This is a genomic window from Nonomuraea sp. NPDC049400, from assembly GCF_044466425.1.
Lineage (GTDB): Bacteria > Actinomycetota > Actinomycetes > Streptosporangiales > Streptosporangiaceae > Nonomuraea.
On record NZ_JBITMP010000021.1, the window covers coordinates 139,170 to 151,175 of the forward strand.

The window sequence follows — 12,006 nt, forward strand, 5'->3', positions numbered from 1 at the left end:
GGTCACCTGCGAAACAAGCATGGGTCCTCGCATTCCGCCCACGAGCGCACGCCCGGCCCCACATAATGGCGGGGAATTCCACGATTCAATTGGGAGCCCCCCACCCATGAGGACCAGTGAAAAGCCTGCCGTCAACGCGGCGGCGGGGTTGTCCGGCCCGGCCTCGCGCAAGCTCCCCGTGCCCCCTCGAGAACGCAAACCGGCCCTGGCCGCCCTCGCCGTTCTCCTCATACTCGGCGGCGCGCTGGCCACGACCCTGCTCGTGCTGCGCAGCGGCGACCGCGTCTCCGCCATCCGCGTCACCCAGCAGATCGGCGCAGGCCAGAAGTTCCCCGAGCAGGCGCTCGAAGAGGTCAAGATCGCGGCGGACGGCGGCGTCGACTATGTGAGCTGGTCGCAGCGCGGCCTGGTGAGCAACAGCTTCGCGGCCGTCACCATCCTTCCCGGGACCCTGCTGACCAACAAGATGGGCGTCAGGGCGAGCACCGAGCTGAGCCAGGGAAAGGCGACCGTCGGATTGTCGCTCAAGCCGGGGCAAATGCCTGCGGAAGTGGAACCGGGTGACCGCGTCCAGGTGGTATTCGTGCCGAGCCGGTCAAGCCAGGGACAAACACGCGTACTCGCGGAAAGCGCGCTCGTCTTCTCGGTCGGCGACAAGTCCAGAATGGGAAACTCCGGCCAGATCACTGTGGTCGTGGACGCGTCGGCATCGCCGGAATTGGTGGCTTTCGCCTCCAGCGGGGAGATCGCGGTCGCCGAGCTACCGGGGGCACGCTGACGTGGCGCTGATCGTACTGGCCGCCGACAAAGGCGCGCCGGGTGTGACGACTGCGGCGACGGCCCTGGCGGCGGTGTGGCCGCGTCCCGTGCTGCTGGCCGAATGCGACCCGGCGGGCGGCGACCTCGCCTACCGGCTCCCTGCCGTGGACGGCGGCGTGCTCAACCCGGCGAAGGGGCTGCTCACGCTCGGCGCCACGGCGCGGCGCGGGCTCGAGCCCGCCCAGATCCACCAGCACACCCAGAAGGTCGTCGGAGGGCTCGACGTGCTGATCGGGCTGACACACGGCGAGCAGGCCGCCGGGCTCACCTGGATGTGGGGGCCTCTGGGCAGGTCGCTCGCCGCCATCCCGAACGCCGACGTGATCGCCGACTGCGGCCGCCTCGGCGCGCACCCGCAGCTCGGCGACCTGATCGCCGAGGCCGAGCAGGTCGTGCTGCTCACCAGGGCCACCCTCGACCACGTCGCCCACCTGCGCGAACGCCTCCAGGTCACCAAGGCGCACGGCGTCGCCGTGATCGCCGACCCGCGTAACTACCGCGCCTCCATCGACGACGTGCGCAGGATCGTCGGCCCGGCCGTCCAGCACGTGTACGGCCTCGCGCACGATCCCAAGGGCGCCGAGCTGCTGCGCGGCCAGTGGGGCGGCCGCCTCGACCGTTCCCTGCTCATCCGTACGGCAAGAGACCTCGCGGGGAGACTGGTGAGCCATCGATGATCGACCACTCGCTCGTCAAGCGCTTCCGCCAGGAGGTCGGCGACCGCCTGGCCCACCAGCGCAGGCTCGACCAGGCCAACGGCCTGCCCCCGATGACGGGGGAGGACGAGCGCCAGTTCGCCAGGGCGCTGATCTCCCAGGTGCTCGAGGAGCACGCCCGCAACGAGATCGGCCTCGGCCGCACGCCGCCCACGGTCGAGGAGGAAGAGGCGCTCGCCGCCGGCATCCACGCCGCGCTGTTCGGCGTGGGGAGGCTGCAGCCGCTGCTCGACGACCCCGAGGTCGAGAACATCGACATCAACGGCTGCGACAAGGTGTTCGTCAGCTACGCCGACGGCCAGGAGGCCATGCAGGACCCGGTCGCCGACTCCGACGACGAGCTGATCGAGCTCATCCAGATCCTGGCGGCGTACTCGGGCCTGTCGAGCAGGCCGTTCGACACCGCCAACCCGCAGCTCGACCTGCGCCTGCCCGACGGCTCCAGGCTGAGCGCCGTCATGGACGTCACCGTCAGGCCGGCGGTCTCGATCCGCCGCGCCCGCCTCGGCAAGGTCTTCCTGTCCGACTTGGCAGGCAACGGCACGATAAGTCGGGACATAGCGAGGTTCCTGACGGCCGCCGTCGCCGCCCGCAAGAACATCATGATCGCCGGATCCACCAACGCCGGCAAGACCACCCTGCTCAGAGCCCTGGCCAACGAGATCCCGCCCAGCGAGCGCCTCATCACCGTCGAACGCGCCCTGGAGCTGGGCCTCGACCAGTTCCCCGAGCTCCACCCCAACGTGGTCGCCTTCGAGCAGCGCCTGCCCAACTCCGAGGGCCAGGGCGAGATCTCCATGGCCGAGCTGGTCAGACGCTCCCTCCGCATGAACCCCAGCCGCGTCATCGTCGGCGAGGTCCTCGGCGACGAGATCGTCACCATGCTCAACGCGATGACCCAGGGCAACGACGGCTCCTTGTCGACCATCCACGCCAACTCCAGCATGGAGGTCTTCAACCGCATCTCCACCTACGCCCTGCAGGCCAGCGAGCGCCTGCCCATCGACGCCACCCACATGCTCATCGCGGGCGCCATCGACTTCGTCGTCTTCATCGAGAAGCGCAACGACTACAACGTCGGCGGCACCCTGCGCCGCTACGTCTCCAGCATCCGCGAGGTCAACGGCGTCGACGGCCGCGTCCTGTCGAGCGAGGTGTTCGTGCCGGGCCCCGACGGCACCGCCGTCCCGCACGCCCCGGTCTCCTGCCTGGAGGAGCTCGCCGCCCACGGCTACCTGCCAGGGGGGTGGTGAGCCATGGTGCTCGACCCGTTGGCGATGCTGGCCGGAGCGCTCGGCGGCGGCGGCCTGTTCCTGTTCTTCATCTCCCTGTACGGCATGCGCCCCCGCCCGTCCCAGCCCAAGCGCCACCTGATCAAGATGCTGACCACACGCACTGCGGTGGCGGCCGTGGCCGCGGGACTGGTCCTGATCATCACCGGCTGGCCGGTCATGGCGGCGGGCACGGTGCTGCTCGTGTTCGCCTGGCGCGGCCTGTCGGGCGGGGCAGGCGAGGAACGCGCCGCCATGCGCCGGCTCGAAGGGCTCGCCGCCTGGACCGAGTCCCTGCGTGACACGATCGCCGGCGCGGCCGGGCTCGAACAGGCCATCCCGTCGTCCATCAGGGCCGCCGCCCCCACGCTCAGGCCCCACCTGCGGGCCATGATCGACCGGCTGCACACCAGGATGGCGCTGCCCGAGGCCCTGGCGTTGTTCGCCGACGAGCTCGACGACCCCTCGGCCGACCTCGTGGTGGCCGCACTCATACTCAACTCCCGGCTGCGCGGCCCCGGCCTGCGCGACGTGCTGGGCGCGCTGGCCGTCTCGGCCCGCGAGGAGCTCGACATGCGCCGCCGCGTCGAAGCCGAGCGCCGCGCGACCAGGCGCAGCGTCCAGATCGTGGTGATCACCGCGCTGGTCTTCGCCGGGCTCCTCATCCTGTTCAACCCCTCGTACGTGGCCGAGTACGAGGGCGTGCTCGGCCAGGCCGTCCTGGTGGTCGTCGCCGGGCTGTTCGGGGCCGGGTTCGCCTGGATGAGGCGGCTGGCCAGGTTCGACAAGCCGACGCGGCTGCTCATGGGAGGAGGCGGCGGCAATGGTTGAGGGCGCGCTGGGCGGAGCCGTACTCGGGCTCGGCCTGTTCGTACTGCTGAGGGCGCTCTTCCCGGCCCGTCCCGGGCTGGTGGCGCGGCTGCTGGCGCTCGACGCCGTGCGCGAGGACGCGGGCGGCCCCCGCATCCAGCTCGTGCTGCCCGACGAGGAGGTCAGCGCGTTCCGCCGCGATCTGGGCGAGCGGCTGGCCCGCCTGTACGGGGCCCGCGGCTGGGAGGTCAAGTCGACCAAGGCGGACCTGGCGCTGCTCGGCCGCTCGTTCGAGGCGTTCCTGGCCGGCAAGGTGCTGCTGGCGGCGAGTGGCCTGCTGGCCTTTCCGCTGCTGCTCGGCTGGCTGGTGCTCATGGAGTGGGGCACCTCGCTCGCCATCCCGTTCTGGGCCGCCGTGCTCGTCGCGGTCCTCTTCTTCTTCCTGCCCGACCTGCAGGTACGCAAGGACGCGGCGGCCAGGCGGCGCGACTTCCGCCACGTGGTCGGGGCGTTCCTCGACCTCGTCTCCATGAACCTGGCCGGCGGACGCGGCGTCCCCGAGGCCCTCATGATGGCCGTCTCGGTCAGCGGCGAGCAGCCCAACTGGGCGATGGGCCGCATCCGCGACGCGCTGAGCGGCGCCAGGATCGTCGGCATCACTCCGTGGCAGGCGCTCGGCCAGCTCGGCGAGGAGATCAACGTCGACGAGCTGCGCGACCTGTCCGCCGCGCTGGGCCTGGTGGCCGACGACGGCGCCAAAGTACGCGCGTCGCTGACTGCCAGGGCGGCCACGCTGCGCCGCCGCGAGCTGGCGGAGATCGAGGGCAAGGCCGGCGAGCGGTCGCAGTCGATGCTCGTCGCTCAGCTCCTGCTCTGCGCCGGTTTCGTGATTTTCCTCAGTTTTCCCGCCGCTATGAAGATGTTGGGGTCCTGATGAACCATCCCTGGATCGTGTATCTCACCGCGTACCTGAGCGTGCGCATCCACCGCGCCCGAACCGCCCCCACCCGCGGCGCCTCCGCCGTCGAGTGGGTGATCATCACCGCCATCATCGCCGGTGTCGCGCTTGGCCTGGCCACGTTGATCAAGACGCTGGTGGAGCAGAAGCAGAGCGAGATCCAAGGCAGTTTCGGCGGTGGCGGTGACACCGGTGGCACCCCGTAAGAGAGGTGAGCGGGGCGCGACGGTGATCGAGCTGGCCGTGCTCATGCCGGTCGTCCTGGCGGTCGCGCTGCTCATCGTGCAGGTTGCGCTCTGGTTCCACGCCCGCCAGGTCGCGGAGGCGGCCGCCCAGGAGGGCGCGCGCGTGGCCAGGGCGGCGCCGTTCGACTCCGGTGACTGGCCGGGCCAGGCCACCGCGAAGGCCACCGACATCATCCGGGCCGTCGGCCCGAAGCTGCTCCAGGGCGCCACGGCCACGACGTCCGAGAAGGAGCCCGACGAGCGCTTCGTCACCGTGACCGGCAGCGCCGTACAGGTGATCCCGCTGCTGCCCGAGCTGACGTTCACGATCACCGCCACCGCGGGCGGGCCCGTCGAGTGCTTCCGCCCCGACAACGGCGGCGAGGACTGCTCATGAGCGGCGGAGAGCGCGGCTCCATGGCCGTGGAGACCGTGATGCTGGCCCCGGTCTTCCTGCTGTTCCTCATGTTCCTGGCCGGAGCCGGGGTGCTGGTGGAGACGCAGGGCCGGGTCAACGGGGCGGCCAGGGACGCGGCCCGCGCCGCGTCGGTGCAGCGCTCGTTCGGCGACGCCGAGGCCGCCGCCGAGGCCATCGCCGAGAGCGCGCTGACCGGCCCCTGCGGGTCCCCGTCCGTCTCGCTGGACGGCTCCACGTGGGAGCAGGGCGGCCAGGTCCAGGCCGAGGTGAGCTGCGAGCTGGACCTCGGTTTCCTGGGGGTCGGCGCCAAGCGGATGACCGGCACGGCGGTGGTGCCGATCGAGCAGTTCAGGAGGGTCGATGAGTGAGCGGGGGTCGATGTCGGTCTTCACCGTGCTCTTCTCCGTCGCCGTGTTCCTGCTGGCCGGGCTGCTCGTGGACGGCGGCTCGGCGATCAACGCCCGGTTGCGCGCCGCCGACGTGGCCGAGCAGTCCGCGCGGGCCGGCGCCGACCAGATCGACGTCGACCACCTCCGGGCCACCGGGCAGACCCGGCTGCTCGGCGAGGACCAAGTGTGCGCCAGGGCCGACGAGATCGTCACGGCGCAGGGCGGCGACGACGTGACCCGCGGCCAGTGCACCGTCGGCCAGGCGCAGGTGACGGTCACCGTGTCGGTGCGGGGGGAGGCGTTCTTCCTGAGCGCGATCGGGTTCCCGGACTTCGAGATGACCGGCCAGGCGGTCGCCGCGCCCGAAGCGAGATAGACCGAATCGCACCACTCAATGGATCGGCGAACGTGCGAGGCACGACGCTGGACGGCGGAAGGGAGAGACGATGGCGACGCGAGAGCCCGCGCGTCCACACGGACGTCACACGCCCGTGCGCGTCAAGGCCAGGCGCAGCGCGGGTGACGTGCTCGCCGGGATCGCGTCGCTGATCGTGCTGGTCGCGCTCGTGGGCGGCGTGCCGTACGCGCTGCTCACGTTCGTGGGCCCGCCGATCGCGCCCGAACTGCTCGACCTCGACCTGCTCACCAGCCGGGTCGGCCCGAGCACGATCGTGGCCGTGCTGATCCTGCTGGTGTGGCTGGCCTGGTTCCAGCTGTTCGTGTGCGTGCTGGTCGAGGTGTACGCCGGCGTCCGCAGGGTCGGCATGCCCGCCCGCGTGCCGCTCTCCGGCGGGACGCAGGCGCTGGCCAACAAGCTCGTCGGCGCAGTGCTGCTGCTGTTCACGGCGGGGGCGATGGTCGCGCCGCTGGTCAAGCTGGCGCCGACCCCGGCCGCCCCGCCCGTGACGGCGGTCGCGTACTCGGCGCCGATCGTCGAGAAGACGCTCGAGACGCACAAGACCAAGAAGGTGTACGTGGTGCAGCCCCCGCACGGCCGGCACCACGAGAGCCTGTGGGAGATCGCCGAGAAGTGCCTGGGCGACGGCCGCCGATATCCCGAGATCTACCGGCTCAATCAGGCGAAGGAGCAGCCGGACGGCAGCCGCCTGCGCATGGCCGACCTGATCAGGCCCGGCTGGGTGCTCGACATGCCGGACGATGCAAGGAATGTCCACATCGTCCCCGCCGGCCAGCCCCGCGAGGAGACGCTGCGCGAGCATCCCGGCAGGGCACAGGTGGACCGGCACGTCGAGCGCGGCGCGCAGTCCGACCGCGTCGAGAAGGAGGCCGAGAAGAAGGCCGAGGCCAAGCACCGCCAGCCGGAGCAGCGGGCCGAACAGCAGCAGCAGCCGACCGTCATCCAGGAGAGCCAGGCCGACCTCACCGACTATCTCGCCTCGGCCTCGCTGGCCGCCGCCGGCCTGCTGCTGGTGCTGGCCAGGCGGCGGCGCGAGCAGCTGTGGCGCAGGGTGTTCGGCCGCAGGATCGTACGCCCGCGCGACGACGCCGCCCAGGCCGAGGTCGCGCTCAGGCTGGGCGGCGACGCGCCGGGGGCCCGCATCCTCGACATCGGCCTGCGGCTGCTCGGCGCGGAGCTGGCCGCCCAGAACCGCACCCCGCCCACCGTGTACGGGGCGCACCTGTCGGCACGCACGCTCGACCTGTGGATCCATCCCCCGGACGAGAACGCCCCCGCGCCGTGGACGGCCCAGGACGGCGGCCAGGTCTGGCGGCTGCCCGCCCACGAAGGCCGTCTGCTGGAGGATCAGCCTGGGGGTGCGCCGTACCCGGGGCTGGTCTCCATCGGCACGGACGCGAGCGGGCGCGTGCTGATCGACCTGGAGGCCGCGCAGGGCCTGATCAACGTGCGCGGCCCGCAGACCACGGCCGCGCTGGCCGCGCTCGCCGTCGAGCTGGCCACGAACCGCTGGTCCGACCGCATGCGCATCACTCTCGTCGGCTTCGGCGAGGAGCTGACCGCCATCGCTCCCGACCGGATCAGGGCCGTCGGCAGCCTGGCGGAGGTGCTGCCCGAGCTGGAGGCGAGCGCGGCACCGCGCAGGGAGGTGCTGACCGGGCGCATCACCGGCAGCCCGCGCGACGCCCACTACCTGCTCTCCGCGGTGGCGCCCACGCACGAGGAGGCCAGGCGCCTCGCGCTGCTGGCCCGGAGGGACACCGCCGGGTACGTCCTGGCGGGCGACGTGCCGCACGCCACCTGGACGCTGGAGATCGGCGACGACGGCCGGGCCAGGATCGCCGAGCTCGGCTTCGACGTGCAGGCCCAGCTCCTGCCGCGCCGCCACTACCAGGCCCTGGTCGACCTCTTCCGCACGGCCGGCCGGCTCGACGGCGAGCCCGTCCCCGAGGCCGAGCCGCTGGAAGGGCTGCACCCGCCCGTCGTCGAGATCAGGATCCTCGGTCCCATCGAGGTCACCGGCCTGCGGCCGCTGGAGGAAGGCCGGATGGCGCTGGCCACCGAGCTGCTGGTCTACCTGGCCACCCACCCCGGCGGCGTGCATCCCTCGGTGCTCGGCGGCGTGCTGTGGCCGCGCGGCGTGCAGGCCATGGTCAGGGATGCCACGATCGCCAGGGTCGCCGAATGGCTGGGGCCCGAGCACCTGCTCGCCGACGAGGCCGGTCGGCTCAGGCTGGGGCCCGAGGTGCGTACGGACTGGGTGCTGTTCCGCGAGCTCGTACGCCGCTCGCACGGCGACCCGACGGCCAGGGCCGTCCTGCTGGAGAAGGCACTCGGCCTGGTCAGGGGTCCGCTGCTGACCGGCCGCCAGCCGGGCAGGTACGCCTGGCTGGCGGCCGAGGACCTGGAGTACGACGTGGCCGCCGAGGTGGCCGACGCGGCACACCAGCTCTGCGAGCTCAGGCTCGCACACGGCCAGCCGGACGCCGCGGTGGCGGCCGTACGCGCGGCGCTGCTGCTGGCGGCCGACGACGAGGGCCTCTGGCGCGACCTGCTGCGCGCCACGCACGCGACCGAGGACACCGTACGGCTGCGTGCCGTCGTCGAGGGGCTGACCCGCAGGGCCGCCTCGCACCCGTACGGCGGCGGCATGGCCCCGGAGACCGAGGCCTTGATCGAGGAACTGCTGCCCACGTGGCGCATCCATGTGGTGAGGGAGTCATCGGCATGAGACGAGTCCTGGTGCTCTTGGTGATCGTCCTGGCGGGCTGCGGGCAGGCCGAACGCCCGTACGCGCCCCAGGGGTCCGCGTCCAGCGCACCCCCGAAGAGCGAGACCAGGCCCGAGCCCACCGCGTCCGGGCCGGAAACGATCACGATCGGCGGCCGGCTCCGGGTGGACATCGACTGGCCCGCCGACCGCGACCCCCTACTCAAGGTCATCACCGGCTACTACCTGGCCTCCAGGAAGGTGCTCGTCTCCGGAAGCGATCGATACCTACAGGATGTGGAGTTCGAACTCATGGCGGCCCGCGACGCGTACGACTGGGTGCACAGATACACCCAACAGGAGAAGACGGTGAAAGGCGCTGCCCGGCTCTACAACCTGCGCGTCGCCGCGGTCGTCGGCGGCAAAGGCGCGCAGATCAACGCCTGTGTTGACGAGTCGAAGGCGCGCCTGATCTCCACACGCACCGGCAAGGCGGTTGTGCCCCAGCCCGACTGGGTGCGTACGCCGTACCTCCAGGCCGCGCTCGCCCACCGCGGCGACGATGGCGTGTGGCGGATCAGGGGACTCCGCTACGACATGAAGGGATGCACCGGATGAACCGCCTCGTCCCGATGGCCGTCGCGGCCCTGACGATGCTGGCAGGCTCCTTGGACGACCAGCCGAGTGGCAGGGCCTTCAAGGACGGCTCCACGGTCGGCGTCGACCTGTTCAACTCCAAGATCGTCATCTCGGGTGACGGCGCCAGGGGCGGTAAGGGCGACGGCTACGTGCTCAAACGCCCATGCTGGTACGAGCCGGGCCAGGACGCGAGCGAGATGCTCAAGACGCAGCAGGGGCTGCGGGACTACTTCTTCAAGTTCACCAAGAATCCGACCGATGAGAAGTTCAAGCAGTTCCTCAAGCAGTTCGAGGACCAGATCGGCAAGGAAGGGCGCTGGTGGGGGCCGGCGTACAACGCCTCCGACCCGAAGGGCGAGGCCTGCTTCTCCAGTCTCGACCCGTTCGTCTTCGTGCCGCCAGGCACCACGCCGCCGGCCGGCATCACCATCCAGGAGCTGGCCGAGATCGCCAGGGCCGCGCTGACCGTGCCCGAGCCGACGGTCAAGCTGAGTCCCGACGCCAAGAGCTACGTCAACCTCCCCACCTGGGTGTGGCTGGAGGGCATCGGGGAGCCGCGCCGGTCGGTGACCGCGACGATCCCCGGCGTCATGAGCGCGACGGTGGTGGCCACTCTCCAGGACATCAAGATCGACCCGGGCACGACCAAGGACCGGGCCGAGGTGCGTGAGGACGGCTGCGGGACGTCCGGGAAGCAGTACACCAAGGGCGGCACGTTCTCGTGCGGCGTGCGTTACCTGCGCTCGTCGATCGACCAGCCGCGCGAGAAGTACACGCTCACCGTCACCACCGTCTGGCCGGTCCAGGTCACCGACAACGTGGTGCCGTTCCAGTTCGCCCCTGTGGAGGTCGGCGCCACCCGGGACGTGCCGGTCGGCGAGATCCAGAGCAACGTCAAGCCCTGATCACCGCGACCAGCGGGGCCAGCTCGGGCAGCTCGGCCGCCTCGTCCAGCACTTCCTTCAGCACGGCGTCATGCGTGGGACGTGCCCGGCCGAGCAGCTCGAACCCGGCCTGTGTGACCTCCGAGTAGATCCCGCGCCTGTCGTCCTCGCACAGATAGCGCCTGAGCAGGCCGCGGTTCTCCAGCCGGGTGACCAGCCGCGTCGTGGCGCTCTGGCTGAGCACGACGGCTCTGGAGAGCTGCTGCATGCGCATGTGCCAGCCGTCCTGCCTGGCCAGCACGTCCAGCACTGTGTATTCGCTCACACTGAGCTCGTGCTCCTTCTGGAGTGATTTCTCCAGCTTGTCGTCGATTTTCGCGTGCAGCGCCGCGAGGGTGCGCCAGCCCTGGGCGCGCGCCTCGACGGCGTCATCGGCTAGGGGCATGTGACAGCCTCCTCGACATCCTTGTATGGTCAGTTAGTCGGCGTGTGCAAATAATGTCCACGCTTACTAACGTCGTCTGAGGAGTAGTCTATGCCTCTCGCCCTGTTCGCCCTCGCGATCAGCGCCTTCGGCATCGGAACCACGGAGTTCATCATCAACGGGCTGCTGCCCGAGGTCGCGGCCGACTTCGGCGTGACGATCCCGGCTGCCGGGCTGCTCGTGTCCGGATACGCCCTGGGCGTGGCGGTCGGCGGGCCGCCGCTGACCATGCTCGGCGGGCGGTTGCCGCGCAAGACCATGCTGCTGTCGCTGATGGTGCTGTTCATCGTGGGGAACCTGCTGTCGGCTCTGGCCCCCTCGTACGCGGTGCTGATGGCCGGGCGCTTCCTGTCCGCCTTCGCGCACGGCGCGTACTTCGGGGTCGGCTCGGTGGTGGCCGCCGACCTGGTGGCGCCGCAGAAGCGGGCCAGCGCCATCGCCCTGATGTTCACCGGTCTCACGCTCGCGAACGTCCTGGGCGTGCCCCTGGGGACCTGGATCGGTCAGGCGTTCGGCTGGCGGGCCACGTTCTGGGTCGTGGTGGCCATCGGCGTGGCCGGGCTGGCCGGCGTCCTGGCGCTCGTCCCCCGCCAGCCGCGCCCGTCCGGCGGCGTCCTGCGCGAGCTGTCGACGTTCCGCAAGCCCGGCGTCTGGCTGGCCCTGGCGATGACCGTCTTCGGCTTCGCCCCGGTCTTCGCCGTCATCACGTTCATCGCGCCCATCATGACCGGCGTGGGCGGTTTCTCACCCGGAGCCGTGCCCGTGGTCATGGCCCTGTTCGGGGTCGGCCTGGTGGTGGGCAACCTGATCGGCGGCAAGCTGGCCGACCGCGCGGTCATGCCCAGCATCTACGGCTCGGTCGCCCTGCTCACCCTCCTGGCCGTGGCGGTCGCCCTGGTGTCGGGCAGTCAGGTGGCGTTCGTCATCACCATCACGTTGTTCGGCGTGGCCGCCTTCGCCACGGTCTCGCCCCTGCAGACCCGCGTCCTGGACGCCGCCGCCGGCGCGCCCACGCTTGCTTCGGCGGCCAACATCGGCGCCTTCAACCTGGGCAACGCCATCGGCTCCTTCGCGGCGGGCCTCACCATCGACGCCGGCCTCGGCTACACGGCCCCCGCCTGGTCGGCCGCCCTGCTGGGCCTGGTGGGGCTGGCGGTGGCGGCAGCAGCGGGCATCCAGGCCCGCCGCCTCGTGCCCGCCTGACCATGAGCCGGCCTGGTACGGGGTGCGGCCATGCCCCAGGCCACCCCCCGGCGCGCCAGCTTCG

14 protein-coding genes are annotated in these 12,006 nt (G+C 71.2%); 13 read left to right on the top strand and 1 reads right to left on the bottom strand.

Features of this window, described 5'->3' with window-relative positions:
* Window positions 1-106 precede the first annotated feature (106 nt).
* The 12 genes from ACIBVN_RS30775 (at window position 107) to ACIBVN_RS30830 (ending at window position 10,276) form a co-directional block, all read left to right on the top strand.
* Complete coding sequence (locus ACIBVN_RS30775; protein WP_397142298.1) at window positions 107-778, top strand: hypothetical protein; 672 nt, start codon at window positions 107-109, stop codon at window positions 776-778.
* Window position 779: 1 nt separating this feature from the next.
* Window positions 780-1,496 carry a hypothetical protein gene (locus ACIBVN_RS30780; RefSeq protein WP_397142300.1) on the top strand — a complete coding sequence of 239 codons (717 nt, stop codon included), beginning with the start codon at window positions 780-782 and terminating at the stop codon, window positions 1,494-1,496.
* Window positions 1,493-2,788 (top strand): CpaF family protein, encoded by a 1,296-nt coding sequence (locus ACIBVN_RS30785; protein ID WP_397142302.1) that lies wholly within the window; start codon window positions 1,493-1,495, stop codon window positions 2,786-2,788. Before ACIBVN_RS30780 ends, ACIBVN_RS30785 begins: the two co-directional genes overlap by 4 nt.
* Window positions 2,789-2,791: 3 nt before the next feature.
* Window positions 2,792-3,637, top strand: a complete 846-nt coding sequence (locus ACIBVN_RS30790; protein ID WP_397142304.1) for a type II secretion system F family protein — start codon at window positions 2,792-2,794, stop codon at window positions 3,635-3,637.
* A complete protein-coding gene (locus tag ACIBVN_RS30795; RefSeq protein WP_397142306.1) occupies window positions 3,630-4,550 on the top strand; it encodes a type II secretion system F family protein in 921 nt (306 codons plus the stop codon). Before ACIBVN_RS30790 ends, ACIBVN_RS30795 begins: the two co-directional genes overlap by 8 nt.
* Window positions 4,550-4,780, top strand: a complete 231-nt coding sequence (locus tag ACIBVN_RS30800; RefSeq protein WP_349446962.1) for a hypothetical protein — start codon at window positions 4,550-4,552, stop codon at window positions 4,778-4,780. Before ACIBVN_RS30795 ends, ACIBVN_RS30800 begins: the two co-directional genes overlap by 1 nt.
* Window positions 4,767-5,195: a TadE family protein gene (locus ACIBVN_RS30805; RefSeq protein WP_397142308.1), complete on the top strand. Its 429-nt coding sequence runs from the start codon at window positions 4,767-4,769 to the stop codon at window positions 5,193-5,195. Before ACIBVN_RS30800 ends, ACIBVN_RS30805 begins: the two co-directional genes overlap by 14 nt.
* Window positions 5,192-5,584 (top strand): TadE/TadG family type IV pilus assembly protein, encoded by a 393-nt coding sequence (locus ACIBVN_RS30810; protein ID WP_397142310.1) that lies wholly within the window; start codon window positions 5,192-5,194, stop codon window positions 5,582-5,584. The genes ACIBVN_RS30805 and ACIBVN_RS30810 overlap by 4 nt, the downstream gene beginning before the upstream one ends.
* Window positions 5,577-5,981 carry a flp pilus-assembly TadE/G-like family protein gene (locus tag ACIBVN_RS30815; protein ID WP_397142312.1) on the top strand — a complete coding sequence of 135 codons (405 nt, stop codon included), beginning with the start codon at window positions 5,577-5,579 and terminating at the stop codon, window positions 5,979-5,981. The genes ACIBVN_RS30810 and ACIBVN_RS30815 overlap by 8 nt, the downstream gene beginning before the upstream one ends.
* A 70-nt stretch (window positions 5,982-6,051) precedes the next feature.
* Complete coding sequence (locus tag ACIBVN_RS30820; protein WP_397142314.1) at window positions 6,052-8,754, top strand: BTAD domain-containing putative transcriptional regulator; 2,703 nt, start codon at window positions 6,052-6,054, stop codon at window positions 8,752-8,754.
* Window positions 8,751-9,350, top strand: coding sequence for a hypothetical protein (locus ACIBVN_RS30825; protein ID WP_397142316.1), 600 nt, complete (start codon window positions 8,751-8,753; stop codon window positions 9,348-9,350). Before ACIBVN_RS30820 ends, ACIBVN_RS30825 begins: the two co-directional genes overlap by 4 nt.
* Window positions 9,347-10,276: a hypothetical protein gene (locus tag ACIBVN_RS30830; RefSeq protein WP_397142318.1), complete on the top strand. Its 930-nt coding sequence runs from the start codon at window positions 9,347-9,349 to the stop codon at window positions 10,274-10,276. The genes ACIBVN_RS30825 and ACIBVN_RS30830 overlap by 4 nt, the downstream gene beginning before the upstream one ends.
* Here ACIBVN_RS30830 and ACIBVN_RS30835 read toward each other — a convergent pair.
* Window positions 10,266-10,700: a MarR family winged helix-turn-helix transcriptional regulator gene (locus tag ACIBVN_RS30835; RefSeq protein ID WP_397142320.1), complete on the bottom strand. Its 435-nt coding sequence runs from the start codon at window positions 10,698-10,700 to the stop codon at window positions 10,266-10,268. The two genes, ACIBVN_RS30830 and ACIBVN_RS30835, sit on opposite strands and share 11 nt — an antisense overlap.
* A 90-nt stretch (window positions 10,701-10,790) precedes the next feature.
* On the opposite strand from ACIBVN_RS30835, the gene ACIBVN_RS30840 reads away from it, so the two are divergent.
* Window positions 10,791-11,942, top strand: coding sequence for an MFS transporter (locus tag ACIBVN_RS30840; protein ID WP_397142322.1), 1,152 nt, complete (start codon window positions 10,791-10,793; stop codon window positions 11,940-11,942).
* The last annotated feature ends 64 nt before the right edge of the window (window positions 11,943-12,006 follow it).

Bases quoted from the DNA above. Each gene is read 5' to 3' on its own strand.
- ACIBVN_RS30775 (WP_397142298.1), top strand. From the start codon at position 107: ATGAGGACCAGTGAAAAGCCTGCCGTCAACGCGGCGGCGGGGTTGTCC.
- ACIBVN_RS30785 (WP_397142302.1), top strand. From the start codon at position 1,493: ATGATCGACCACTCGCTCGTCAAGCGCTTCCGCCAGGAGGTCGGCGAC.
- ACIBVN_RS30790 (WP_397142304.1), top strand. From the start codon at position 2,792: ATGGTGCTCGACCCGTTGGCGATGCTGGCCGGAGCGCTCGGCGGCGGC.
- ACIBVN_RS30795 (WP_397142306.1), top strand. From the start codon at position 3,630: ATGGTTGAGGGCGCGCTGGGCGGAGCCGTACTCGGGCTCGGCCTGTTC.
- ACIBVN_RS30800 (WP_349446962.1), top strand. From the start codon at position 4,550: ATGAACCATCCCTGGATCGTGTATCTCACCGCGTACCTGAGCGTGCGC.
- ACIBVN_RS30810 (WP_397142310.1), top strand. From the start codon at position 5,192: ATGAGCGGCGGAGAGCGCGGCTCCATGGCCGTGGAGACCGTGATGCTG.
- ACIBVN_RS30815 (WP_397142312.1), top strand. From the start codon at position 5,577: ATGAGTGAGCGGGGGTCGATGTCGGTCTTCACCGTGCTCTTCTCCGTC.
- ACIBVN_RS30820 (WP_397142314.1), top strand. From the start codon at position 6,052: ATGGCGACGCGAGAGCCCGCGCGTCCACACGGACGTCACACGCCCGTG.
- ACIBVN_RS30825 (WP_397142316.1), top strand. From the start codon at position 8,751: ATGAGACGAGTCCTGGTGCTCTTGGTGATCGTCCTGGCGGGCTGCGGG.
- ACIBVN_RS30830 (WP_397142318.1), top strand. From the start codon at position 9,347: ATGAACCGCCTCGTCCCGATGGCCGTCGCGGCCCTGACGATGCTGGCA.
- ACIBVN_RS30835 (WP_397142320.1), bottom strand. From the start codon at position 10,700: ATGCCCCTAGCCGATGACGCCGTCGAGGCGCGCGCCCAGGGCTGGCGC.
- ACIBVN_RS30840 (WP_397142322.1), top strand. From the start codon at position 10,791: ATGCCTCTCGCCCTGTTCGCCCTCGCGATCAGCGCCTTCGGCATCGGA.